The organism is Streptomyces sp. NPDC048643 (assembly GCF_040650615.1).
Lineage (GTDB): Bacteria > Actinomycetota > Actinomycetes > Streptomycetales > Streptomycetaceae > Streptomyces.
Genome location: NZ_JBEZHO010000035.1, coordinates 1 through 23,321 on the forward strand (window position 1 = coordinate 1; position 23,321 = coordinate 23,321).

The following is a 23,321-nucleotide window of genomic DNA, read 5'->3' on the forward strand; positions in this document are numbered from 1 at the left end:
CCTGGGCGAGCGAGGTGTAGAGCGGGCCGGCGTCGAACTGCTTGACGTCGACCTGGTAGCCGCGCTCCTCCAGGATCTCCTTCCAGAGGAAGGTGTCGCGACGCTCGGTCGGGAGCTTCGCTCGGTGTGTCCGCCGCGTCACGGACAGATGTGGGGCAGATCTCGTCACGCTGACATACCTCCACGTCAGGTCACCGGAATCAGAGGTTCCGGTGACCCGGGAGAGGGCCTCGCATGGCTGATGACCAGGCCCGGGGCTAGCGTCGTACTAAAATTCCAGGCTTGCTCGGAGCTGGACCGGAATATCCCCAGGCGTACCTGCGGGCCCACCAGCGCCCCGGACGCTCCCGGGAACAACACGTGAGGACCCGATGGCAGCCCTCCAGCAAGGCCCCGCAGTCGCGTTGTCCGACGACGAGGTGCGTGCGGAGTTCGGCGACCAGGCGCGCTTCTCCGCCGCCCCGGCCGCCTGGCCGCGCACGCTCGTCGACATCCTCGACGCCTCCGTTCGGGCGTTCCCCGACGAGCCCGCTCTCGACGACGGGCGGCGCGCGCTCACCTACCGTGAGCTGGCGGCCGAGGTCGATGCGATGCGGTGGCGGCTCGCGCAGGGGGGAGTCGGGCTCGGCGACCGGGTCGGTGTGCGGGTCCCGTCCGGCACCAACGAGCTGTATGTCGCGATCCTCGGCGTCCTCGCGGCCGGTGCCGCCTACGTCCCGGTGGACGCGGAGGACCCGGACGAACGGGCCGAGCTGGTCTTCGGCGAGGCGGGGGTGCGCGCGGTCGTCGGAGCGGGACACGAGCTGACGGCCGGAAGCCGCTCCGAGGTGCCCGCCGGGCGCCCCGGCGTCGAGCACGACGCGTGGATCATCTTCACCTCCGGCTCCACCGGCAGGCCCAAGGGCGTGGCCGTGAGCCACCGCAGCGCCGCCGCGTTCGTCGACGCCGAGGCCGGCCTCTTCCTCACCGAGGAGCCGATCGGGCCCGGCGACCGGGTCATGGCGGGCCTGTCCGTCGCCTTCGACGCCTCCTGCGAGGAGATGTGGCTCGCCTGGCGGTACGGCGCCTGCCTGGTGCCCGTGCCCCGCTCCCAGGTGCGAAGCGGCGCCGATCTGGGGACCTGGCTGGTCGAGCAGGAGATCACCGTGGTCTCCACCGTGCCGACCCTCGCCGCGCTGTGGGAGCCGGAGGCCCTCAACGAGGTCCGGCTGCTGATCTTCGGCGGTGAGGCCTGCCCGCCCGAACTGACCCAGCGTCTGGTGACCGAGGGCCGCGAGGTGTGGAACACCTACGGGCCGACCGAGGCGACCGTCGTGGCCTGTGCCTCGCTGCTGACCGGCGAGGAGCCCATCCGGATCGGGCTGCCCCTGAACGGCTGGGAGCTGGCCGTCGTCGACGAGGCCGGCGAGCTGGTGCCGATGGGCGCGAGCGGTCAGCTGGTGATCGGCGGGGTCGGGCTGGCCCGGTACCTCGACGCCGAGAAGGACGCGGAGAAGTACGCGCCGCTCGCCGCCCTGGGCTGGGAGCGGGCGTACCGCAGCGGCGACCTGGTCCGGGCCGAACCGGAGGGGCTGGTCTTCCTCGGGCGCGCGGACGAACAGATCAAGCTCGGCGGACGCCGGATCGAACTCGGCGAGGTGGACGCGGCCCTCCAGGCACTGCCCGGTGTCGCGGGCGCCGCCGCCGCCGTACGGACCGCCCGCGGCGGCAACCAGCTCCTCGTGGGCTATGTCGTCACGCAGGACGGCTGGGACCACGCGACCGCGGTCGAGAAGCTGCGGGCCGAGCTGCCCGCCGCGCTGGTGCCGCTGCTCGCCCCGGTCGAGGACCTGCCCACCCGTACGTCCGGCAAGGTCGACCGGAACGCGCTGCCCTGGCCGCTGGAGGGGCTGGAGTCCGGTGGCGCCAAGGAGCAGCTCTACGGCACCGAGGCATGGCTGGCCGAGCAGTGGAGCGAGGTGCTCGGCATCCCCGTCGGCGGTTCGGCCGACGACTTCTTCTCGATCGGCGGCAACAGTCTGGCGGCCGCCCAGCTCACCACCCGGCTGCGCGCCCGCTACCCGAGCGCCGCGGTGCTCGACATCTACCAGCAGCCCGTCCTGCGCAAGCTGGCCCGGCACCTGGAGAAGTCCGTCCAGGACGACGGCAGCGGGCGGACCGTCGCGCCGGTGCCGATGCGCGCCAAGGTGATCCAGCTCCTCGTGCTGATGCCGCTGTTCACGCTGCTCGGGCTGCGCTGGACCGTGGCGCTGGCCGGGCTCGGGAACGTACTGCACTGGTTCGGCCCGTATCCGTGGGCGCCGAGCACGTCGTGGTGGCTGGTGGGCGCGGGTGCCCTCGTGCTGTTCAGCCCGCCGGGACGGCTCGCGATCGCGGCGGGCGGGGCGCGGCTGCTGCTGCACGGGCTGAAGGCCGGCCGGTACCCGCGCGGTGGCGGTGTCCATCTGCGGCTCTGGACGGCGGAGCGCCTCGCCGAGTTCAGCGGCGCGACCTCGCTGACGGGTTCCTGGCTGGAGCGGTACGCCCGTGCGCTGGGCGCCCGGGTCGGCCAGGACGTGGACCTGCACTCGCTGCCGCCGGTGACCGGCATGCTCAAGCTGGGCCGGGGTGCCGCCGTGGAGTCCGAGGTGGACCTGTCGGGTTACTGGCTGGACGGTGACCGGCTGGAGATCGGTGCGGTGAAGGTGGGCGCCGGTGCCGTCGTCGGGACGCGCAGCATCCTGTTCCCGGGGGCCCGGGTCGGCAAGCGCGCCGAGGTGGCGCCCGGCTCGGCGGTCACGGGGCAGATCCCGACCGGGCAGCGCTGGGCGGGCGCCCCGGCGGGCAAGCTGGGCAAGGCGAAGCGGGCGTGGCCGAAGGACCGGCCGCGGCGCGGCACGTACTGGCGTGTGATGTACGGCGTGACCGGCTTCGCGCTGACGGCGCTTCCGGTGCTGGCGGCCGTCGCGGCGCTGCTCGTGGCGCGGGGCTTCGTGACGGCGGACGCCGGGTTCGGTGCGGCGCTGCGCGGTGCGGCGATCGCGCTGGTGCCGGCGACGCTGGCCTTCGGCCTGGCGTACGCGCTGCTGCTCCTGGTCTTCGTGCGGCTGCTGAGTCTCGGACTGCGGGAGGGCACGCATCCGACGCACAGCCGGATCGGCTGGCAGGCGTGGACGGTCACGCAGCTGATGGACCGCTCGCGGGAGACGCTGTTCCCGCTGTACGCCGGGCTGATCACGCCGGTGTGGCTGCGGCTGCTCGGGATGAGGATCGGGCGGGGCGCCGAGATCTCGACGGTGCTCGCGCTGCCGAGTCTGACGACGGTCGGCGAGGGTGCCTTCCTCGCCGACGACACGCTGACCGCGCCCTACGAGCTCGGGGGTGGCTGGATGCGGATCGGGCGGGCGGAGATCGGCCGCCGGGCGTTCCTCGGCAACTCCGGGATGACGGCGCCGGGCCGCAGCGTGCCGGACGGGGGTCTGGTCGGTGTGCTGTCGGCGACGCCGAAGAAGGCGAAGAAGGGCAGCTCGTACCTGGGCCTGCCGCCGGTGAAGCTGCCGCGCTCGGCGCAGGGCGGCGACCAGAGCCGTACCTACGAGCCGCCGGCCCGGCTGCTGTGGGCGCGCGGTCTGGTGGAGGCGTGCCGGATCGTGCCGGTGTTCTGCTCGGCCGCGCTGGCGGTCCTGACGGTCGCCGCGCTGTGCGCGCTGGGTCCCTGGGCGTGGGTGTTCCCGGGGGCGGTGCTGCTGGCCGCCGGGGTGCTCGGGGGCCTGGTGTCGGTCGTGGCGAAGTGGCTGCTGGTGGGCCGGCACCGTGCCGGTGAGCACCCGCTGTGGAGCGGTTTCGTGTGGCGCAACGAGCTGGCCGACACCTTCGTGGAGGTCGTCGCCGTGCCGTGGCTTGCGGGTTCGGTGCCGGGTACCCCGCTGATGACGGCGTGGCTGCGCGGTCTCGGCGCGCGGATCGGGCGCGGAACGTGGGTGGAGAGCTACTGGCTTCCCGAGACGGACCTGGTGACACTGGAGGACGCGACCACGGTGAACCGGGGCTGTGTCCTGCAGACCCACCTCTTCCACGACCGGATCTTGCGGACGGATACTGTGGTCCTCCGTGAGGGCGCCACCCTGGGCCCGGGCGGAATCGTCCTGCCCGGCAGCACCGTCGGGGCCCGCTCGACCCTGGGTCCCGCGTCGCTCGTGATGGCGGCGGAGTCCGTTCCCGACGACACCCGCTGGCTGGGCAACCCGATCGAGGCCTGGCGTTCGTAGCAGTCGTCGGCCGGTCGGCAACGAAGGGCGGTACAGCGGTACGCCGAGCACAGGGCAGGGAGCAGTCGCAGCAGTGAGCGTTCAGCAGACAGCGGGACCGGACCCCTACTTCCCGGCCAACGGCGACCCCCGTTACCGGGTGCACCGCTACGAACTCGCGCTGGACTACCGCCCCGCCCCGAACCGGCTCTCCGGGACCGCGCGGCTCAACGCGATAGCGGGCCGCTCGGCGCTCACCGAGTTCCAGCTGAACCTGGCGGACTTCCGGATCGGCCGCATCCGGGTCGACGGCAAGGCGCCGCACTACACGCACCGCGGCGGCCGGTTGCGGGTCCGTCCGCCGAAGCCGATCCGGGCCGGTGCCGCGTTCACCGTCGAGGTGCAGTGGTCGGGCAATCCCAAGCCGGTGAACAGCCCGTGGGGCGGAATCGGCTGGGAGGAGCTGGAGGACGGGGCGCTGGTGGCGAGCCAGCCGGTCGGTTCGCCGTCCTGGTACCCGTGCAACGACCGGCCGGCCGACAAGGCCGCGTACCAGATCTCGATCACCACGCCGTCCGCGTACGCGGTGGTGGCGGGCGGACGGCTGCTGACGCGCACGACGAAGGCGTCCACGACGACCTGGGTGTACGAGCAGGCGGCGCCGACCTCCAGCTATCTGGTCGGCCTCTCGATCGGCAAGTACCAGACGGTGCTGCTCGGCGATCCGGGCCTGGTCGGCGTACCCCAGTCCGGGCATCTGCCCGCGCGGCTGCTCCCGGAGTTCTCCCGGGACTTCGCGCGGCAGCCCGCGATGATGGAGCTGTTCGAGGACCTCTTCGGGCCGTATCCGTTCGGTGAGTACGCGGTGGTGGTGACCGAGGAGGACCTCGACGTCCCGGTCGAGGCACAGGGGCTGTCGCTGTTCGGCGCCAACCACGTGGACGGGGCGCGCGGTTCGGAGCGGCTGATCGCGCACGAGCTGGCGCACCAGTGGTTCGGCAACAGCGTGTCGATCGCCGACTGGCGGCACATCTGGCTGAACGAGGGGCTCGCGAAGTACGCGGAGTGGCTGTGGTCCGAGCGTTCCGGCGGGCGCACGGCCCACCGGCTGGCGTCGGCCGCGCATCGGAAGCTGTCGGCGCTGCCGCAGGATCTGCTGCTGTCCGACCCGGGCCGCAAGCTCATGTTCGACGACCGGCTCTACGAGCGCGGCGGGCTCACGGTGCACGCGATCCGCTGCGCGCTGGGCGACGAGGCGTTCTTCCGCATGCTGCGCGGCTGGTCCGCTCTGCACCGGAGCGGTGTGGTCACCACGTCCGTGTTCACCACGCACGTCGCGCGCTACGCGGCCGAGGCGCTGGACGACCTCTTCACGGCCTGGCTGTACGAGACAGCGCTCCCGCCGCTGGCCTCCCCCGCCGCGCAGATGCCGGCCCGGCCCAGCTATCCGCCCACGAACGCCGACTCGGCCCGGGTCCGGGGAGAATGACGCGATGACCAGCCGTTCCTGCCCCTGCGGGCTCGCCGAGCCGTACGCGCGCTGCTGCGGGCGCTTCCATCGCGGTGAGTCCGCGGCGCCGAGTGCCGAGGCCCTCATGCGGTCGCGGTACTGCGCCTTCGTCCAGGAGGACGAGGCGTATCTGCTGCGGACCTGGCATCCGCGGACGCGTCCCGCCCGGGTGGAGTTCGACCTCGGGATGCGGTGGACGGGCCTGGAGATCCTCGGCGCGGAGCAGGGCTCGGCGTTCCACACGACCGGGACCGTGACCTTCCGCGCCTCCTACCGGGGCGGTTCGCTGCACGAGCGCAGCCGGTTCGAGCGGGCGGACGGCGCCTGGGTGTACGTGGACGGGGAGTTCCTCGACTGACCGTCGGGGCCTGCCGGTCAGGGCGCCAGGATGTCGAGTTCCTGGAGTGCGCCGACCGTGATCTCCCGCGTGAGCTGTTCGGCGAGACCGGCATCGCCCTCGCGGACGGCCTCGGCGACCTTGACGTGCAGGGTGACGGCGGCGGGGTCGGGGTCCGCGAACATGACCTCGTGGTGGGTCCGGCCGGACAGGACCTCCGCGACGACGTCCCCGAGGCGGGCGAACATCTCGTTGCCGGACGCGATGAGGATCACGCGGTGGAAGGCGACGTCGTGGACGAGGTAGCCCTCCAACTGGTGTCCGCGTGAGGTGGCGACCATGCCGAGCGCGCACTCGGTGAGCTCCGCGCACTGGGCGGCGGTGGCGTACCGGGCGGCGAGTCCGGCGGCGACCGGTTCGACGGCGGAGCGCAGCACCGTGAGGGAACGCAGCTGGTGGGGGCGGTCGGCGCCGGCCAGTCTCCAGCGGATGACCTGGGGGTCGAAGACGTTCCACTCGGACTTGGGGCGGACCGTCACGCCCACGCGGCGGCGGGACTCGACCAGGTACATGGATTCGAGGACCCGGACCGCCTCGCGCATCACGGAGCGGGACACCTCGAAGCGCTGGGCGAGTTCGTCGGTGCGTAGGACGCTTCCCGGCGGGTAGTCGCCCGCCGTGATGGCCGGCCCGAGGGATTCCAGTACATGTCCGTGCAGCCCCCGGCCCCGTGTGGTCATGAAGTCAGCGTACGAGGCGGACGCCACAATCAAAAAGTCAGACTTATACGTCACAGACTCTTGAATTCGTCGTACCTAATGCGTTTCAGTGGCGTCGACATCAGATGTCGACGAAGACAGCGAGAGCCCGATGCAGCCCAGTCACACCCCTCATGTCCTTGTGGTCATGGGCGTCGCCGGTACCGGCAAGACCACCATCGGACCGCTGCTCGCGGCCCGGCTCGGTGTTCCGTACGCCGAGGGCGACGACTTCCACCCGCAGGCCAACATCGCCAAGATGTCGGCCGGGACACCGCTGACCGACGACGACCGCGCGCCCTGGCTGGACGCCATCGGCCGCTGGGCGCACGACCGGGCCGGCCTCGGCGGCGTGGTCAGCTGCTCGGCGCTCAAGCGCGGCTACCGGGACCGGCTGCGTGCTGCCGCCCCCGGGGTCGCCTTCGTGCATCTCACCGGTGACCGCGAGCTCATCGAGGACCGGATGGCGCACCGCAAGGGCCACTTCATGCCCACCGCGCTCCTGGACTCCCAGTTCGCCACGCTCCAGCCGCTGGCGGCGGACGAGGCGGGAGTCGAGGTGGACGTCTCCGGCGACCCCACCGAGATCACCGAGCGGGCCGTGGCCGCGCTCGCGCACCTCGCGCCGCCGCAGTAACCGCACCCCTCACCTCGGGCGCCTCCTCTTCGCCGCGTCACCTCGCGGCCGAGGTGTCGGCGCCGGGTTCAGCGCTGCCTCCTTCCGGAAGCGGCCACCCCGCACCACCTTCCCCCGCGACCTTCCACAAGCAAGGGAATCACCGTGACCAGACTCAGTGTCGAGATGCTGGCAGCGGACACCGTCGAACCGATCACCTCGGCGGGCCACGCTCAACTGGGCATAGCCGTGCTGGCGGGCATCGCCGTCATCGTCCTGCTCATCACCAAGTTCAAGCTGCACGCCTTCCTGGCCCTGACCATCGGCTCGCTGGCCCTCGGCGCGTTCGCCGGAGCCCCGCTCGACAAGGTCATCGTCAGCTTCTCGGGCGGACTCGGGTCGACCGTGGCCGGCGTGGGTGTGCTGATCGCCCTCGGCGCGATACTCGGCCGGCTGCTCGCCGACTCGGGCGGCGCCGACCAGATCGTCGACACCATCCTGGCGAAGGCGGGCGGTCGCGCCATGCCCTGGGCGATGGTGCTGATCGCCTCGGTGATCGGCCTGCCGCTGTTCTTCGAGGTCGGCATCGTGCTGCTGATCCCGGTGGTGCTGATGGTCGCTCGGCGCGGCAACTACTCGTTGATGCGGATCGGCATCCCGGCCCTCGCGGGCCTGTCGGTGATGCACGGTCTCATTCCGCCGCACCCCGGTCCGCTGGTCGCGATCGACGCGGTCAAGGCGAACCTCGGCATCACCCTCGCCCTCGGTGTGCTGGTCGCCATCCCGACGGTGATCATCGCCGGTCCGGTGTTCTCGCGCTACGCCGCCCGCTGGGTGGACGTCCAGGCGCCCGACCGCATGATCCCGCAGCGCGCCTCCGAGGACCTGGACAAGCGTCCCAGCTTCGGCGCCACGCTCGCCACCATGCTGCTGCCCGTCGTGCTGATGCTGGCCAAGGCGCTGGTGGACATCGTCGTCGACGATCCCAAGAACATGACGCAGCGCGTCTTCGATGTCGCCGGAGCCCCGCTCATCGCCCTGCTCGCCGCCGTGATCGTCGGCATGTTCACCCTCGGCCGCGCGGCCGGCTTCACCCGGGACCGCATCTCGACGACCGTCGAGAAGTCCCTCGCCCCCATCGCCGGTGTCCTGCTGATCGTGGGCGCGGGCGGCGGCTTCAAGCAGACCCTGATCGACTCCGGCGTGGGCCAGATGATCCTGGACATCTCCAAGGACTGGTCGATCCCCGCGCTGCTGCTCGCCTGGCTGATCGCCGTGATCATCCGGCTCGCGACGGGCTCGGCGACCGTGGCCACCATCTCGGCGGCCGGTCTGGTGGCACCCCTGGCGGCCGACATGTCGAGCACGCACACCGCGCTGCTCGTCCTCGCGATCGGCTCGGGCTCGCTCTTCTTCAGCCACGTGAACGACGCGGGCTTCTGGCTGGTGAAGGAGTACTTCGGCCTGGACGTCGGCCAGACCATCAAGACCTGGTCCGTCATGGAGACCATCATCTCGGTGGTGGCGGGCGGCCTGGTGCTGCTGCTGTCCCTCGTCATCTAGAGCCTGCCGGGGGCGGGGCCCGGCAGGCCCGGACCCCGCCCCCGGCCCGGTGGAACGTGCCGCACGATCCAGGAGTACGCAGATGAGTCACCCGCTCTTCGACATCGCCGGCCGTACGGCGCTCGTCACCGGCTCCAGTCGCGGCATCGGGCTCGCGCTGGCCCGGGGACTGGCGGAGGCCGGCTGCACCGTCGTCCTCAACGGACGGGACGCCGGCCGGCTCACCGAGGCCGCCGCCGGGCTCCCCGGTCACGTCCGCACCGCGGTGTTCGACGTCACGGACGGCCCCTCGGTGGCCGCCGGGATCGCCGACGTCGAGGAGCGGGTGGGTCCGCTGGACATCCTCGTCAACAACGCGGGCATGCAACTGCGCGCCCCGCTGCTGGAGTTCACGGACACCGACTGGCACCGCGTCCTGGACACCAACCTGACGAGCGCGTTCCTGGTCGGCCGTGAGGCGGCCCGCCGGATGACGGAACGCGGCCACGGGAAGATCGTCAACATCTGCTCGCTCCAGAGCGAGGTGGCCCGCCCGGGCATCGCCCCGTACGCGGCGACCAAGGGCGCGCTGAAGATGCTGACCAAGGGCATGTGCGCCGACTGGGGCCCGCTGGGCGTGCAGGTCAACGGGCTGGGCCCCGGTTACATCGAGACCGAACTGACCCGACCCCTGGTGGAGGACGAGGAGTTCAGCGCCTGGGTACGGCGGCGCACCCCGGCCGGACGCTGGGGCCGCACCGACGACCTGGTCGGCGCACTGCTCTTCCTCGCCTCCCCCGCGGCGGACTTCGTCGGCGGGCAGGTGCTGTACGTCGACGGCGGCATGACGAGCGTGCTGTGACCTTCCGGGAGGGTGCGATGCGGGCCTGTGTCATCCACGGACGCGGTGATCTGCGCGTGGCGGAGCTGCCGGTCCCCGAACCCGGCCCCGGGCAGGCTCTCGTCGCCGTCCGGTACGGCGGGGTGTGCGGCTCCGACCTGCACTACTGGCGACACGGCGGAGTCGGTGACTTCCGGCTGCGCGAGCCGATGGTGCCGGGCCACGAGATCGTCGGCACGGTCCTCTCCTACGGTGACGGCGCCTCGGGCCCGTTGCCCGGTGCTGCCGTCGCCGTGCACCCGGCCACCCCGTGCGGACGCTGCCCCGAGTGTGCGGACGGCCGGGCGAACGTGTGCCGCGACACCCGCTATCTGGGCAGCGCGGCACGCACCCCGCACGTCCAGGGCGGGTTCGCCGCTCGCGTCGTCGTCCCGGCGGCGCAGCTCCGGGTCCTTCCCGAGGGGCTCGGTCTGCGGCGGGCCGCGCTCGCCGAGCCGTTGTCCGTGGCGCTGCACGCGGTGCGCCGGGCCGGAGGCGTGCGGGACCGGCATGTGCTGGTGACGGGCGCCGGGCCGATCGGCTGTCTCGTGGTCGCGGCGGCGAAGGCCGCGGGCGCGGCGCGGGTCACGGTCACGGACGTGGTGCCGCGCGCGCTGGAGTACGCCGTCGCGGCGGGCGCCGACGCGGTCGTACGGGCCGACGCCCCCGGCGGTGCCGGGTGGCCGGCGGAGGTCGATGTCGCCGTGGAGGCGTCCGGTGTGGCGGCGGGCCTCGACAGCTGTCTGCGGCTGGTGCGGCGCGGCGGAGTCGTCGTGCAGCTCGGCATGCTGCCACCGGGGAGCGGCCCGTTCGCGGGGAACCTGGTGGTGAGCCGGGAGATCGAGCTGCGGGGTGCGTTCCGCTTCGACACGGAGTTCGACGAGGCCCCGGCCGTCCTCGCCGCCGGTTCGGTGTTCGACGACCTCGTCAGCGCGGTGGTACCGGTGGAGGAGGCCGAGGCGGCGTTCGCGCTCGCCGCCGACCGCGGCAGGTCGTGCAAGGTGCTGCTGGACTTCGGCGGCTGAGAAGCCCGACGGGCAGGGACGCGTGGGTCGGGCCCCGCCCCTCAGCGGCTCGGTCGTCGTGCGGGCCGACTCATGGCCGCCGCAGGAGATGTGTCCGTACCGCTCACGGACGCCACAGCGGATGTTCCCGCTCGGCCCACTCGCGGCTCACCGAGCCCGTGCGCAGGCCGCGTCGGGCCTCCGGGTCGCCCAGCGCCATGCCGATGTGGCCGGCGAGGACGATGCCGATCGTCAGGGCCAGCCAGTCGTGCACGAAGGTCGCCGAGGTACGCCACATCAGCGGGGTGAGGTGGGTGAACCACATCAGCAGCCCGGTGCCCACCATGACCAGCGTGGCGCCGGCGATCCAGGCGGCGTAGACCTTCTGCCCCGCGTTGAACTTGGCCGCCGGGCGGGAGTCCCGGTGCTTGTCGCGGCGCAGCGCCGCCCGCAGCCACACGCGGTCGTGCGGGCCGAAGCGGTTGAGGTGACCGAGGTCGCGGCGGAACGCGCGGGAGGCGAGGCCCGCGACGACCGGGACCGGGAGCATCAGGCCGGCCCATTCGTGGACGCGGACGACGAGTTCGCGGCGGCCCACGAGTTCGGCGAACTCGGGAACGTAGAGGCAGGCCGCGGTGACCACGCACACGCCCATGAGCAGGGCCGTGACGCGGTGCACCCAGTGCTCGGCCCGGGTGAAGCGGTGGACCTGGCGGGACGGGGCGGAGGCGGCGGACACGTCCGGGGCGCCGTCAGCTCGTGGGTTCATCGTCGCGTCCGTTCGAACGGCCGACCCAGGCGTCGACGTCGTACCCCCGGTCCTCCCAGTACCCGGGACGGACGTCCTCGGTGACGGTGATGCCGGAGAGCCACTTGGCGGATTTGTAGAAGTACATCGGCGCGACGTAGAGGCGGGCGGGGCCGCCGTGGTTGTGGCCGAGGGGCTTGTCCTGCATGCGCAGGGCCACCAGGACGTCCGCGCGGCGGGCCTGGCGGAGCGTCAGGCTCTCCGAGTACGCCCCGTCGAAACAGGTGAAGCGGACCGCGCCGGCCGTCGAGCGGACGCCCGCGGCGTCGAGCAGGTCGGACAGGCGGACGCCCTCGAACGGGGTGCCGGGGACCCGCCAGCCGGTGACGCATTGGACGTCGTGGACCAGCCGGGTCTGCGGCAGGGCGCGCAGGTCGGCGAGCGTGTAGGAGGCGGGGTGGTCGACCAGGCCGTCGACGGTGAGCCGGTAGTTCGTCTCGTTCTTGTGCGGGACGGAGGAGGTAACCGAGTAGTAGCGGAAGCCGCCGCCGTTGGGCAGCAGGCCCGTCAGGCCCGTGGGGTCCTTCTCGGACGCGCCGGCGAGGAAGGACTCCATGGTGCGCTGGAGGGTCGGCGCGGTCAGCACGCCGAGGGCGCCGAGTCCGAGGGTGCCGAGCAGAACGCGTCGGCCGATGGGCTTGCCGCGCTCCTCGGGACGGGCGGGCTCTTCGGGCCGCTCGGGGTCCGGTTCGCCGGGCCGTTCAGTGTTCACTCATTGATTCGAGCACCCGCGACCCCCAAAAAGCCAGCGGTGGCGGGTGCTCGTCAGCGTTCCGTCATCTCTTCTCACGTCCTGTTCGAAGCCCGGGGCTCCGAACAGGACGCGCGGGCCGCCTCAGGAGGTGGACTCGGCCGCCTTGTCCAACTGGAACGCCTCGTTGCCGAGGCCGATCCGGGCGTGTGCCTCGGGCTTGCGGGAACGCAGCACGAGCCCCTGGACCAGTCCGACGACCGCGGCCGCCCCGATGACGGCGGGCAGCAGCCAGCTGAGGGTGGATCCCGGACCGGCGCCGACGAGGACGTCGAAGTCCTTGACGGTGTAGACCACGATGACGAGCAGGGCGACGCCGGCGACGGCGGAGGTGGCCAGGCGCCAGGCCTGGGCGCGGGCGGCGCCGCGGCGGACGAAGAACACGATCACCGACAGCGAGGCGGCCGCCATCAGGAGGATGACACCGAGCGCCCCGACGTTGCCGCCCCAGGTGAAGAGGTGCAGCACGGGGGCGGTCGGGTCGCCGGTCGGCTTGTCGTCGGCCAGCGCGAAGCCGCCGACCACGACCAGGGAGACCACGGTGTGCAGGAGCGAGCCGGTGCCGGGGGCCCCGCTGGACTCCGTGGTCCGGCCGAAGGCGGCGGGCAGCAGTCCCTCGCGGCCCATGGCGAAGGCGTACCGCGAGACGACGTTGTGGAAGCTGAGCAGCGCGGCGAACATGCCCGTCACGAAGAGCACGTGCAGGACGTCGGTGAACGTGGTGCCGAGCCGTGACTCGGTGAGGAAGAACAGCAGTCCGGCGCTCTGCTTCTGGGAGGTCCCGACGATCGCGGAGGGTCCGGTGGCCACCGTCAGCGCCCAGGAGCTGATGGCGAAGAAGACGGCGACGAAGCCGATCGCGAGGAACATGACGCGCGGGACCAGGATGTGCGGGCGGCTCGTCTCCTCCGCGTAGACCGGCGCCTGTTCGAAGCCGGTGAAGGCCGCGATGCAGAAGCACAGCGCGGTGCCGACGCCCGCTCCGGTGAGGGTGTCCGGGTTGAACGCGTGCAGCGACAGACCCTGCTTGGCGGGATCCGCGACGGCCGCGATGTCGAAGACGACGACGAGCGCCACCTCGATGACCAGCAGCACGCCGAGCACCCAGGCGTTGACGTCGATCTTCAGCCAGGCCAGCGCGCCGACGACGAGCACGGCGGCCAGCGCCGGTATCCACCAGACGAGTTCGGTGTCGAGGTAGGTGGCGAACAGGCCGGAGACCTCGAAGCCGAAGAGCCCGTAGATGCCGACCTGGAGCGCGCTGTAGGCGACCAGGGCGACCGCCGCCGCGGCGGCGCCGGGAGTGCCGCCGAGTCCGCGGGAGATGTACGCGTAGAAGGCGCCCGCGTTGTGGACGTGCCGGCTCATCTCGGCGTACCCGACGCTGAAGAGCACCAGGACGACACCGAGGATGACGAAGAGCAGCGGCTGTCCGACGATGCCCATCACCGCGAATGTGGTGGGCATGACACCCGCGACCACCATGAGGGGGGCGGTCGCCGCGAGGACGGACAGCAGCAGACCCCCCGTGCCGAGGCGGCCTGCGCGCAGGGCGCGGTCCTGTCCCTTGAAGGTGCTGATGCCGGCCTCGTCGGCGGCCGGTCTTCCCGTGCTCGACGTACTCGATGTGCTCGAACTGCCCGTCGTCATCGCGGGGTCGTCCTTTCGGATGTCTGGTCGTCGGGGGGCGTTCAGACCGTGCCGAGCGCGCTGTCGCGCGCGGTACGGAAGGCTGTGTACGGATCGCGGTCCGGGTAGGACCACGGAGCCGGGGTGGGGTGCTCGCCGATGCGGTGGAACAGGGCGGCGGCCTCCGCGCCCCGGCCCTCGCAGACCTTGGCGTGGGCAAGGAAGTTGAGGTCGACGAGACGCCGCGGGTGGTCGTCGCGCTCCCACTCCAGCCACCAGTCGAAGGCGGCCTTCATCACCTGCCGGGCCCGGCGTCCGACCCAGTGCCCGGAGGCGACCGGATCGGCGGGTTCGGTCCCGGCGGCGGCGAGCACCCGGAAGCGCTCGGCGTGCGCGACGACCGGGAGGATCGCGAGCGGCGAGTCGGCCGGGGCCTGCTCGGCGGCCCAGTTGGCGAAGTCGTACACCTCGTGCAGCGGGTCCTGGCCCGCGGTGGCACGGCGTTCGGCGAGCCGGGCGACCATCAGGTGGTGCGCGTGGTGGTGGTCGGCGTGCCGGTGGCGCACCTCGTCGAAGAGCCGGACGACGTCCTCCTCGGCGCCGAGCGAGCGCTCCAGAAGGAGCAGGCCGAGCCAGGGCGTGGGGTCGGCGGGGGCGAGCACCGCCGCCGCCCGGCAGGCGTCGCGGGCGCGCTCGGGGCGTTCCTTGCCGTTCAGGGCACGCTCGACGGTGGCGCAGCCGAGCAGGACGGCCGCGTCGGGGGACTCCGGTTCGGCGAGCTGCCAGTCACGGGCCCAGGCGAGGGTGGCGGACTCCTGTGCGAGAACGGTGAGGCGGTGTCCGCGGCGGTCCCAGTCCTCGCCGGTCCCGGCGAGCAGGGCGCGGACGGCGGTCCACCGGCCCTGGCTCAACGAGGCGCGGGCGGCGACGAGTTCGGCGTCGTCGAGGGCGGCGTCGAACGACTGGGCCGCACGCTTGCGGCCGCGGCCCAGGGGTGGCGGGGGTGGTGACACCGCTGCTCAACCTCACAGGCGCGGTTCGTCAGAGAGTGATCACGGACAGCAAACCCTCAGCCAGAGTTCAAGTCAAGAGCCGGCCAAGTCGCTACACGTGTCAACTGGCGGGGCGTGCGGTGAAGTTGACCCTCACCGCCCCCATCGTCCCGAAGCGTCCTCGGGAGGTCGGACGTCCCTCGATGTCCGACCTCCGTCGACGTCGGGCCCCTGGGGAAGTCCGCACACTCGGCTCACCGCGCGGGCTTCCGCTCGACCCGTCCCCCGGTCTTTCCCTCGGCCCACCGCGCGGGCCCGCGCTCAGCGGAGCGCCTCGGCCGCCGCGCGTCCCGCCGTCCGGCCGGAGAAGAGGCAGCCACCGAGGAACGTGCCCTCCAGGGACCGGTATCCGTGCACACCACCGCCGCCGAACCCGGCGGCCTCACCGGCCGCGTACACGCCCTCCAGCACGTCGCCACCCTCGGTCAGCACGCGCGAGGACAGGTCGGTCTCCAGGCCGCCGAGGGTCTTGCGGGTGAGGATGTTGAGGCGGACGGCGATCAGCGGACCCGCCTTGGGGTCGAGGATGCGGTGCGGGCTCGCGGTGCGGATCAGCTTGTCCCCCAGGTACTTGCGGGCCCCGCGGATGGACATGACCTGGAGGTCCTTGGTGAACGGGTTCGCGATCTCCCGGTCGCGCGCCACGATCTCGCGGCGCAATGCGGCCTCGTCGATCAGCGGCTCCTTGGTGAGCGCGTTCATCCCGCGCACCAGGGCTGCGAGGTCCTTCTCCACGACGAAGTCGGCGCCGTGGTCCATGAACGCCTTCACCGGGGCGGGCACTTCGGCGCGGGCACGCCCGATGACGTCGCGGATCGACTTGCCGGTCAGGTCGGGGTTCTGCTCCGAGCCGGAGAGCGCGAACTCCTTGCCGATGATCTTCTGGTCGAGCACGAACCAGGTGTAGTCGTGGCCGGTGCGCATGATGTGTTCGAGGGTGCCGAGCGTGTCGAAGCCGGGGAAGAGCGGGACCGGCAGCCGGTTCCCGCGCGCGTCGAGCCAGAGGGAGGACGGTCCCGGCAGGATGCGGATGCCGTGCTTGTCCCAGATGGGGTTCCAGTTCTGGATGCCCTCGGTGTAGTGCCACATGCGGTCGCGGTTGATGAGGCGGGCGCCCGCCTCCTCGGCGATCCCGAGCATCGCGCCGTCGACGTGTGCGGGCACACCGGAGATCATCCGCTCGGGCGGGGTGCCGAGGCGCTCCGGCCAGTTGGCGCGGACGAGGTCGTGGTTGCCGCCGATGCCCCCGGAGGTGACGATCACGGCCTGGGCCCGGAGCTCGAAGGCGCCGGTGACGTCGCGGCTGCTGGCCTGGCCGCGCTCGACGCCGGACGGCTCCAGGACCTCGCCGGTGACGGTGTCGACGGAGCCGGCGCTACGGGACAGGCCGGTGACCCGGTGGCGGAACCGCAGCTCGACGAGGCCGCGGGCGACACCCTCGCGCACCCGGCGTTCGAAGGGCGCGACGAGGCCGGGTCCGGTCCCCCAGGTGATGTGGAAGCGCGGGACGGAGTTGCCGTGCCCGGTGGCGTCGTAGCCGCCGCGTTCGGCCCAGCCGACCACCGGGAAGAAGCGCACGCCCTGGCCGTGCAGCCAGGACCGCTTCTCGCCGGCCGCGAAGTCGACGTACGCCTCGGCCCAGCGCCGCGGCCAGTGGTCCTCCGGACGGTCGAAGCCGGCCGTGCCCATCCAGTCCTGGAGGGCGAGGGCGTGGCTGTCCTTGATCCGCAGGCGGCGCTGCTCGGGCGAGTCGACGAAGAAGAGCCCGCCGAACGACCAGTGCGCCTGGCCGCCGATCGACTGCTCGGGCTCCTGGTCGAGGAGGATCACCTTGCGGCCCGCGTCGACGAGCTCCGCGGTCGCCGCGAGCCCCGCAAGGCCCGCTCCGATGACGATCACATCTGCGTCGTAGGCCATGGGCCCGTCCTCTCGGCATTCCGACTGGTCGGATCGGATCGGCGCCCGGGGACGACTTGATGACGTTTGTCACGAACCGATCGGCAGCGTCGCTGGTTGATGAGACATTGGAGATGTGGTGGTCGGCCACGACGGGCGACCAGCCGTTGTTACTGATCGGTCAGATCCTTCGGCAAGAAAGGTGACCGAGTCAACCGCCTGGTTCTCGGGACTCCCGGAGCAGGCCCCGGCCCATGGCACTAAAGTCGGCGGGAAACGCACCGTGGCCCCCCGACCCCGATGTATCGAGGTACCCAGCGTGTCGGTTCTCGTTCTGGTCCTCGCGGTGAGCGCGGCCTGCTGTCTGGGCTTCGGCTTCGTGCTCCAGCAGAACGCCGCCTCGCACGCCCCGCTGAGCGACTTCCTCTCCCCCCGCATCCTGCTGGACCTCGTCCGGGTCCCGCGCTGGCTGGGCGGCATCGGGCTCATGGTGTGCGGCATGGTGCTCGGCGCGATCGCGCTGGGCAAGGGCGAGGTCTCCCTGGTGGAGCCGCTCCTCGCCACGAACCTCCTCTTCGCGCTGGCGCTCTCCCGCCACCAGACCAAGCAGCCGCTGGGCCGACAGGGCTGGGCCGGGCTCATCCTGCTCGCGGGCGGGGTCTCGGCGTTCATCGTCGCCGGGCAGCCGCAGGGCGGCGAGGCGATCGACGATCCGCTGCGGCACTGGCTGATCATCGGGATCGTGGTCGGGCTCGCCCTGCTGCTCACCGCCTACGCGAAACGCTCCCGGCTCAGCGCGGGACCGGTGCTGCTCGCCACCGCCGCCGGCCTGCTGTACGGCCTGCAGGACGCGCTCACCCGGGTGAGCGGCCAGCGGTTCGGCGACGGCGGCTGGTCCGAGCTGCTCACCGGCTGGCAGCCGTACACGGTGCTCGTCCTCGGCGTCACGGGGCTGATCCTGGTCCAGAGCGCCTTCGAGACCGCTCCGCTGCGGATGTCGCTGCCCGCGCTCACCGCGGCCCAGCCGCTGGCCGGCATCGCCTGCGGGGTGGGTTTTCTCGGCGACCAGCTCCGTACCGACGTGGGCGCCCTCGCCTGGCAGGCCGCGGGGCTCGCCGGGGTCGTGGCGGGGATCATCCTGCTCGGGATGCACCCGGCGATGCCCTCGGGCACCGCCGAGCCGGAGCACTCGCGGGACCTCCAGCCGCACTGACGCCGCCCGCCGGGGACACGGGCGCCCCTCCCCCACCGCGGCACCCTCCGTCGGCCCTCAGCGGCTGCTTGGATGGGTCGCATGAGTGCCGCTGACGAGATCCTCGACATCGTGGACGAGAACGACCAGGTCATCGGGCAGTCCTCGCGCGGGGAGGCGTACGAGCGCGGACTGCGCCATCGGTGCGTGTTCATCCAGGCCCGGGACGCCGAGGGCCGGGTCTTCGTCCACCGGCGTACCCCGACCAAGCTGGTGTTCCCCTCCTTCTACGACATGTTCGTCGGCGGGGTCGTCGGCGCCGGCGAGTCCTACGACGACGCCGCGCTGCGCGAGGCCGAGGAGGAACTCGGCGTCTCCGGGCTCCCCCGTCCGACCCCCCTCTTCCGGTTCCTGTACGACGACGGGGCCGGCCGGGCGTGGTGGTCCGCCGTCTACGAGGTCCTCTGCGACCTTCCGGTGGAGCCGCAGGTGGAGGAGGTCGCCTGGCACGACTTCCTCACCGACGAGGAGGTGGAGGCGAGGCTGGCGGACTGGACCTGGGTGCCCGACGGCCTCGCGGCCCACGAGCGGCTCAAGGACTACCGGGCGATGGGCTGAGGATCCGCCCGTCCGGGCGCACCGCGTGGTGCCGACCGGTGAGCGCGGCGGCCAGGGCACGCTCCTGGTCCGCGGTGATGCCCTGGGCGAGCCGGACGGTGCGGGGGCTGTGCGGTCCGTCGCACAGCGGGAGCGGGCTCGGCTCCGCGGTGGTGCCGCCGAGCGGGCTCCCGCCCTGCGTCGTCCAGGTGGGTCCGTCCCAGAAGGGGTGGTCCAGGAAGCGGCCGGCGGCGGCCGACGCCGCGTCGGCGGCCATTCCGGCCGCGGTGAGCGCGTCGGCGATCCGCTCCACCGCCTCCTCGGGCGGCACGTCCGCGTCGCCGAACGCCGGGAGCAACAGCAGCAGCCGCGTGCCCGCGTCGAGCACGCCCTCGGCGCCGGGCGGGGCGGAGCCGGCGACCGCCAGCAGTTCGGGCCAGGACAGCCCGGGCCCGCTGAAGTGCCCCTCGATCGAGGCCAGGTGGCCGGGGCGGGACCACGCGGGATGGGTGATCAGGTAGTCCGTGCCGGAGTCGTCCGGATGGTTGCTGTGCACGATCCACAGGACGTGGCCGCCCGCCAGGGGGAGCCGGTACGCCGGCCAGGGGTCCACCGTCCCGTACAGCGCGTCCGCGGCCGCGTCGACGTCCGCGCCGTCCGCCCCGAACAGCTCCGGCTCGTCCGCGAAGTCATCCCAGGTGGGCCCGTAGTAGGCGGGCCAGAACCCGGGGAGGCGCAGCAGGTGCTCGGCCGGGGCGACGGTGAACCCGGGCGGGGCGCAGCCGGGGGGCGGGGAATCGTCCATGGCCCCGGACGGTAGCGGGCGGCACCGACACCGGGGCGTGGCGGGCTCCCGGTAGGGTCCTGGGCGTGATCGAACTCGTACGCAATGTCCGGCTGTGGTTCGCGCCCCGGCAGATCCGGGAGGAGGGCGGGACACCGGACTACCGGTTCTCCCTGGCCAACGAGCGGACCTTTCTGGCCTGGCTGCGCACCGCGCTCGCGCTGATCGGCGGGGGCTTCGCGGTGGACCAGTTCCTGCCGGACCTGCGCTGGGCCTGGCGTGCGGGCCTCGCTCTGGCGCTGCTGGCGGCGGGGGTGCTCTGCTCCCTGCGGGCCGTCAACCACTGGGTGCGCTGCGAGCGGGCGATGCGGCGCGGCGAGGATCTGCCGGTGTCGGGGTTCCCGGCGGTGCTGAGCATCGCCGTGGCGGTCGTCGCGGTCGCGATGATCGTCGTGGTGCTCGCCGGCTGGGCCGGATGACCCCGCCGGCGCGCGAGGAGCGGGACCCCGGTCTCCAGCCGGAACGCACCCGGCTGGCCTGGCGGCGTACGACCCTCTCCGGCACCGTCGTCGCCGTGCTCGCCGCGAAAGCCGCGCTTCAGGACAGGGACTCGGCGGCGGGGATCGTGGCGTGCGCGGTCGCCTGCGCGCTGTGGCTGTGCTTCCTCGCGCTCGCCCACCACCGCATCCGGACGCTGGCCCTCGCGGGCCCCGCCGGCCCCGCCGTCCTCGCCCCCCGGCACGCGGCGGCCACCGCGGCGTGCACCCTCGTCCTGGCGGTGTGCGCGGTCGCCTTGGTGTTCTAGGGCCTGCCGTCCGGACCGGGCCGGTTCCGCACCTGCGGGAGCTCGGGGCGTACGCGGTCTCGGGACCCGTTGGGCGCACGCGATGCGGCGCGGACGCTCCCGGGCCCTCGGACGCCACAGGCTCCGAAATGAGCATCAATGATCCAATATGCACCCCTTCGCGGCGATAGCCTGGGGTGTCGTTCCGCCCCGCTCAGGAGGCGGACGGACCACCCACTCCACGCCGGCCGAAGGTGAGCACGATGACCACGCTTCATCAGGAACACCCCACCCACCAGCACGCCCACGGCCCGGACTGCGGTCACGCCCAGCTGCGGCACGGGGACCACGTCGACTACGCGCACGACGGGCACCTGCACCGCGAGCACGCGGGTCACTGGGACGAGTGCGAGCAGAGCGGCCACGTGGCGCACGAGGCCCACTCCCACCAGCACGGCGAGGGCTGCGGACACCCGGCGGTCCCGCACGGCGACCACGTCGACTACCTGCACGAGGGCCACCGGCACGCCGAGCACGAGGGCCACTGGGACGACCACTGACCTCTGCGCCGCGACGGCGTCTCCCCCGGCTCCGGACTCCCCGGGGAGACGCCGATCACGTTTCGCACAGCGGGTGGACGACATACCGACTGGTCGGCATCATGGTCACCACCTGTTTCCGTGCGCTGAGGAGCAAAGATGAGTCCGGACCACCCGCCAGGTCTCGATCTCGACCGGTTGCGTGACCTGCTCGACCGCGAGCGGCCCGGGCTGGTGAACGGCCCGCTGACCGGCCGGCTGATCGAGGGCGGACGGTCCAACCTCACCTACGCGGTCTCCGACGGCGCCTCGCGGTGGGTCGTACGGCGACCCCCGCTCGGCCATGTGCTGGCGACCGCGCACGACATGAAGCGCGAGCACCGGGTGATCAGCGCACTGCACCCGACGGCCGTGCCGGTCCCGGACCCCGTTCTGCTCTGCGAGGACGACTCCGTGCTCGGCGCGCCGTTCTACGTCATGGAGTTCGTGGAGGGCACGCCCTTCCGCACCGCCGACCAGCTCGCCCCGCTCGGCCCGGAGCGCACGCGCGACGCGGTGCTCGGGCTGGTGGACACCCTGGTGGAACTGCACGCGGTGGACCCGGCCGAGGTCGGGCTCGCGGACTTCGGCCGACCCGAAGGCTTCCTCGACCGACAACTGCGGCGCTGGGGGAAGCAGTTGGACGCGTCCCGCAACCGCGACCTGCCGGGTATCGACGAACTGCACGCGGCCCTCGGGCGCGAACTGCCGGACTCGCCCGCTGCCACGGTCGTGCACGGCGACTACCGGCTCGACAACGTGCTGATCGGCCCCGACGACCGGATCCGGGCGATCCTGGACTGGGAGATGTCCACTCTCGGCGATCCGCTCACCGACCTGGGCCTGCTCGTCATGTACAGCACGCGCCTGGAACTTCCGAACTCCCCCATCAGCACCACGGCTTCGGCCGCCGGGCACCCGGAGGCCGCCGAGATCGTCGAGCGGTACGCCGCGCGCTCGGGGCGCGACGTGTCCGCGGTCTCCTGGTACACGGCGTTCGCCTGGTTCAAGCTCGCGGTGATCCTCGAGGGCATCCACTACCGCTACACGAAGGGCCAGACCGTCGGCGCGGGCTTCGACCGCATCGGCGAGCTGACGCCCGTCTTCATCGAGCACGGCCTGACCACCCTTCAGGAAGGCTGATCCGCCATGGACTTCGGATTCGACGCGCGCACCGAAGAGCTGCGCCAGAAGCTGCTCGCCTTCATGGACGAGCACGTCTATCCGGCGGAGGCCGTCGCCGAGGAGCAGCGCGCGCTGCTGGCCTCGCCGTGGGACACCCCCGCCGTGGTCGGTGAGTTGAAGGCCGAGGCTCGCAGGCAGGGCCTGTGGAACCTCTTCCTGCCGGACTCCGCGTACGGTGCCGGGCTCACCAACCTCCAGTACGCGCCGCTCGCCGAGATCACCGGCCGCAGCCCGCACCTGGCGCCCACCGCGCTGAACTGCGCCGCGCCGGACACCGGCAACATGGAGGTGCTCACCCAGTTCGGCGACGAGCAGCAGCGGAAGCAGTGGCTGGAGCCGCTGCTGGCCGGCGAGATCCGCTCCGCGTTCGCGATGACCGAGCCCGAGGTCGCGTCCTCCGACGCCACGAACATCACCACGCTGATCGAGCGGGACGGCGACGAGTACGTCATCACCGGCCGCAAGTGGTACATCTCCGGGGCGATGAACCCCGACTGCCGGATCTTCATCGTGATGGGCAAGACGGACCCGGGCGGCTCGGACATCCGCCGCCAGCAGTCGATGGTCCTGGTCCCGCGGGACACGCCGGGCCTGGAGGTCCGGCGTGCCATGCAGGTGTACGGCTACGAGGACCACTCGCACGGCGGGCACGCGGAGGTCGTCTTCGACCACGTGCGGGTCCCGGTGAGCAACCTGGTGGGCGAGGAGGGCGGCGGATTCGCCATCGCGCAGGCGCGGCTCGGTCCGGGCCGCATCCACCACTGCATGCGGCTGATCGGCATGGCCGAGCGGGCCATCGAGCTGATGTGCAGGCGGGCGGTGTCCCGTACGGCGTTCGGCAAGCCGCTGGCCCAGCAGGGCGTGGTGCAGAACTGGATCGCCGACGCGCGGGTCGCCGTCGAGCAGCTGCGTCTGCTGGTCCTGAAGACCGCCTGGATGATGGACACCGTCGGCAACAAGGGGGCCCACACGGAGATCCAGGCCATCAAGATCGCCACTCCGCGCACGGTCGTCGACATCCTCGACAAGGCTGTTCAGCTGCACGGGGCGGGTGGGGTGAGTCAGGACTTCCCGTTGGCCGAGCTCTGGGCGAGTGCGCGGACGCTGAAGCTCGCCGACGGGCCGGACGAGGTCCACCAGCGTTCGCTGGCGTACCGGGAGATCAAGAAGTACGGGTGACGCGGCGGGGCGG

At 72.3% G+C, this 23,321-nt stretch carries 21 protein-coding genes; 14 read left to right on the top strand and 7 right to left on the bottom strand.

Going from position 1 to position 23,321, the window contains the following annotated elements:
* The first annotated feature begins 371 nt into the window (after nucleotides 1-371).
* From AB0C62_RS28510 to AB0C62_RS28520, 3 genes are all read left to right on the top strand, one after another.
* Nucleotides 372-4,247 carry a Pls/PosA family non-ribosomal peptide synthetase gene (locus tag AB0C62_RS28510; protein ID WP_362977897.1) on the top strand — a complete coding sequence of 1,292 codons (3,876 nt, stop codon included), beginning with the start codon at nucleotides 372-374 and terminating at the stop codon, nucleotides 4,245-4,247.
* Between the two features lie 73 nt (nucleotides 4,248-4,320).
* Nucleotides 4,321-5,715 carry a M1 family metallopeptidase gene (locus tag AB0C62_RS28515; RefSeq protein ID WP_362977899.1) on the top strand — a complete coding sequence of 465 codons (1,395 nt, stop codon included), beginning with the start codon at nucleotides 4,321-4,323 and terminating at the stop codon, nucleotides 5,713-5,715.
* A 4-nt stretch (nucleotides 5,716-5,719) separates the two neighbouring features.
* Nucleotides 5,720-6,094 (top strand): YchJ family metal-binding protein, encoded by a 375-nt coding sequence (locus AB0C62_RS28520; protein ID WP_362977901.1) that lies wholly within the window; start codon nucleotides 5,720-5,722, stop codon nucleotides 6,092-6,094.
* 17 nt (nucleotides 6,095-6,111) lie between these two features.
* Here AB0C62_RS28520 and AB0C62_RS28525 read toward each other — a convergent pair whose 3' ends face one another.
* The gene (locus tag AB0C62_RS28525) at nucleotides 6,112-6,813 is read right to left on the bottom strand and encodes a FadR/GntR family transcriptional regulator (protein ID WP_362977903.1); all 702 of its coding nucleotides are present in this window, start codon (nucleotides 6,811-6,813) and stop codon (nucleotides 6,112-6,114) included.
* A gap of 130 nt (nucleotides 6,814-6,943) precedes the next feature.
* Here AB0C62_RS28525 and AB0C62_RS28530 point away from each other — a divergent pair, with 130 nt between their 5' ends.
* From AB0C62_RS28530 to AB0C62_RS28545, 4 genes are all read left to right on the top strand, one after another.
* On the top strand, nucleotides 6,944-7,468 hold the full coding sequence (locus AB0C62_RS28530; RefSeq protein WP_362977905.1) for a gluconokinase: 525 nt from the start codon (nucleotides 6,944-6,946) through the stop codon (nucleotides 7,466-7,468).
* A 144-nt stretch (nucleotides 7,469-7,612) separates the two neighbouring features.
* Nucleotides 7,613-9,010, top strand: coding sequence for a gluconate:H+ symporter (locus AB0C62_RS28535; protein ID WP_362977907.1), 1,398 nt, complete (start codon nucleotides 7,613-7,615; stop codon nucleotides 9,008-9,010).
* 82 nt (nucleotides 9,011-9,092) lie between these two features.
* Nucleotides 9,093-9,851: an SDR family oxidoreductase gene (locus AB0C62_RS28540; protein WP_362977909.1), complete on the top strand. Its 759-nt coding sequence runs from the start codon at nucleotides 9,093-9,095 to the stop codon at nucleotides 9,849-9,851.
* 17 nt (nucleotides 9,852-9,868) lie between these two features.
* Entirely contained in the window at nucleotides 9,869-10,894 is a 1,026-nt protein-coding gene (locus tag AB0C62_RS28545) for an L-idonate 5-dehydrogenase (RefSeq protein WP_362978040.1), read from the top strand.
* Nucleotides 10,895-10,997: 103 nt separating this feature from the next.
* Here the strand turns inward: AB0C62_RS28545 and AB0C62_RS28550 are convergent, their stop codons facing one another.
* From AB0C62_RS28550 to AB0C62_RS28570, 5 genes are all read right to left on the bottom strand, one after another.
* A complete protein-coding gene (locus AB0C62_RS28550) occupies nucleotides 10,998-11,642 on the bottom strand; it encodes a cytochrome b/b6 domain-containing protein (protein WP_362977911.1) in 645 nt (214 codons plus the stop codon).
* Entirely contained in the window at nucleotides 11,626-12,393 is a 768-nt protein-coding gene (locus AB0C62_RS28555; protein WP_362977913.1) for a molybdopterin-dependent oxidoreductase, read from the bottom strand. The genes AB0C62_RS28550 and AB0C62_RS28555 overlap by 17 nt, the downstream gene beginning before the upstream one ends.
* A 123-nt stretch (nucleotides 12,394-12,516) precedes the next feature.
* Nucleotides 12,517-14,082, bottom strand: coding sequence for an APC family permease (locus AB0C62_RS28560; RefSeq protein ID WP_362977915.1), 1,566 nt, complete (start codon nucleotides 14,080-14,082; stop codon nucleotides 12,517-12,519).
* A gap of 41 nt (nucleotides 14,083-14,123) precedes the next feature.
* A complete protein-coding gene (locus tag AB0C62_RS28565; protein ID WP_362977917.1) occupies nucleotides 14,124-15,074 on the bottom strand; it encodes a hypothetical protein in 951 nt (316 codons plus the stop codon).
* Between the two features lie 300 nt (nucleotides 15,075-15,374).
* Nucleotides 15,375-17,030 carry an FAD-binding dehydrogenase gene (locus AB0C62_RS28570; protein ID WP_362977919.1) on the bottom strand — a complete coding sequence of 552 codons (1,656 nt, stop codon included), beginning with the start codon at nucleotides 17,028-17,030 and terminating at the stop codon, nucleotides 15,375-15,377.
* 298 nt (nucleotides 17,031-17,328) lie between these two features.
* On the opposite strand from AB0C62_RS28570, the gene AB0C62_RS28575 reads away from it, so the two are divergent.
* Both AB0C62_RS28575 and AB0C62_RS28580 read left to right on the top strand, forming a co-directional pair.
* Entirely contained in the window at nucleotides 17,329-18,222 is an 894-nt protein-coding gene (locus tag AB0C62_RS28575; protein ID WP_266854607.1) for a DMT family transporter, read from the top strand.
* 81 nt (nucleotides 18,223-18,303) lie between these two features.
* Nucleotides 18,304-18,819 carry an NUDIX domain-containing protein gene (locus AB0C62_RS28580; protein WP_362977921.1) on the top strand — a complete coding sequence of 172 codons (516 nt, stop codon included), beginning with the start codon at nucleotides 18,304-18,306 and terminating at the stop codon, nucleotides 18,817-18,819.
* Here the strand turns inward: AB0C62_RS28580 and AB0C62_RS28585 are convergent.
* The gene (locus AB0C62_RS28585; protein WP_362977923.1) at nucleotides 18,794-19,603 is read right to left on the bottom strand and encodes a hypothetical protein; all 810 of its coding nucleotides are present in this window, start codon (nucleotides 19,601-19,603) and stop codon (nucleotides 18,794-18,796) included. The genes AB0C62_RS28580 and AB0C62_RS28585 overlap by 26 nt on opposite strands.
* Before the next feature lie 65 nt (nucleotides 19,604-19,668).
* On the opposite strand from AB0C62_RS28585, the gene AB0C62_RS28590 reads away from it, so the two are divergent.
* The 5 genes from AB0C62_RS28590 (at nucleotide 19,669) to AB0C62_RS28610 (ending at nucleotide 23,308) form a co-directional block, all read left to right on the top strand.
* Entirely contained in the window at nucleotides 19,669-20,061 is a 393-nt protein-coding gene (locus AB0C62_RS28590) for a DUF202 domain-containing protein (RefSeq protein WP_081224047.1), read from the top strand.
* Nucleotides 20,058-20,387 carry a DUF202 domain-containing protein gene (locus tag AB0C62_RS28595; protein ID WP_362977925.1) on the top strand — a complete coding sequence of 110 codons (330 nt, stop codon included), beginning with the start codon at nucleotides 20,058-20,060 and terminating at the stop codon, nucleotides 20,385-20,387. The genes AB0C62_RS28590 and AB0C62_RS28595 overlap by 4 nt, the downstream gene beginning before the upstream one ends.
* 242 nt (nucleotides 20,388-20,629) lie before the next feature.
* On the top strand, nucleotides 20,630-20,926 hold the full coding sequence (locus AB0C62_RS28600) for a hypothetical protein (RefSeq protein WP_362977927.1): 297 nt from the start codon (nucleotides 20,630-20,632) through the stop codon (nucleotides 20,924-20,926).
* Nucleotides 20,927-21,064: 138 nt separating this feature from the next.
* On the top strand, nucleotides 21,065-22,087 hold the full coding sequence (locus tag AB0C62_RS28605; protein WP_362977929.1) for a phosphotransferase family protein: 1,023 nt from the start codon (nucleotides 21,065-21,067) through the stop codon (nucleotides 22,085-22,087).
* 6 nt (nucleotides 22,088-22,093) lie between these two features.
* Nucleotides 22,094-23,308, top strand: coding sequence for an acyl-CoA dehydrogenase family protein (locus tag AB0C62_RS28610; protein WP_362977931.1), 1,215 nt, complete (start codon nucleotides 22,094-22,096; stop codon nucleotides 23,306-23,308).
* The last annotated feature ends 13 nt before the right edge of the window (nucleotides 23,309-23,321 follow it).

Bases quoted from the DNA above. Each gene is read 5' to 3' on its own strand.
- AB0C62_RS28605 (WP_362977929.1), top strand. From the start codon at position 21,065: ATGAGTCCGGACCACCCGCCAGGTCTCGATCTCGACCGGTTGCGTGAC.
- AB0C62_RS28610 (WP_362977931.1), top strand. From the start codon at position 22,094: ATGGACTTCGGATTCGACGCGCGCACCGAAGAGCTGCGCCAGAAGCTG.
- AB0C62_RS28570 (WP_362977919.1), bottom strand. From the start codon at position 17,030: ATGGCCTACGACGCAGATGTGATCGTCATCGGAGCGGGCCTTGCGGGG.
- AB0C62_RS28585 (WP_362977923.1), bottom strand. From the start codon at position 19,603: ATGGACGATTCCCCGCCCCCCGGCTGCGCCCCGCCCGGGTTCACCGTC.
- AB0C62_RS28600 (WP_362977927.1), top strand. From the start codon at position 20,630: ATGACCACGCTTCATCAGGAACACCCCACCCACCAGCACGCCCACGGC.
- AB0C62_RS28545 (WP_362978040.1), top strand. From the start codon at position 9,869: ATGCGGGCCTGTGTCATCCACGGACGCGGTGATCTGCGCGTGGCGGAG.
- AB0C62_RS28550 (WP_362977911.1), bottom strand. From the start codon at position 11,642: ATGAACCCACGAGCTGACGGCGCCCCGGACGTGTCCGCCGCCTCCGCC.
- AB0C62_RS28525 (WP_362977903.1), bottom strand. From the start codon at position 6,813: ATGACCACACGGGGCCGGGGGCTGCACGGACATGTACTGGAATCCCTC.
- AB0C62_RS28540 (WP_362977909.1), top strand. From the start codon at position 9,093: ATGAGTCACCCGCTCTTCGACATCGCCGGCCGTACGGCGCTCGTCACC.
- AB0C62_RS28530 (WP_362977905.1), top strand. From the start codon at position 6,944: ATGCAGCCCAGTCACACCCCTCATGTCCTTGTGGTCATGGGCGTCGCC.
- AB0C62_RS28510 (WP_362977897.1), top strand. From the start codon at position 372: ATGGCAGCCCTCCAGCAAGGCCCCGCAGTCGCGTTGTCCGACGACGAG.
- AB0C62_RS28580 (WP_362977921.1), top strand. From the start codon at position 18,304: ATGAGTGCCGCTGACGAGATCCTCGACATCGTGGACGAGAACGACCAG.
- AB0C62_RS28560 (WP_362977915.1), bottom strand. From the start codon at position 14,082: ATGACGACGGGCAGTTCGAGCACATCGAGTACGTCGAGCACGGGAAGA.
- AB0C62_RS28520 (WP_362977901.1), top strand. From the start codon at position 5,720: ATGACCAGCCGTTCCTGCCCCTGCGGGCTCGCCGAGCCGTACGCGCGC.
- AB0C62_RS28595 (WP_362977925.1), top strand. From the start codon at position 20,058: ATGACCCCGCCGGCGCGCGAGGAGCGGGACCCCGGTCTCCAGCCGGAA.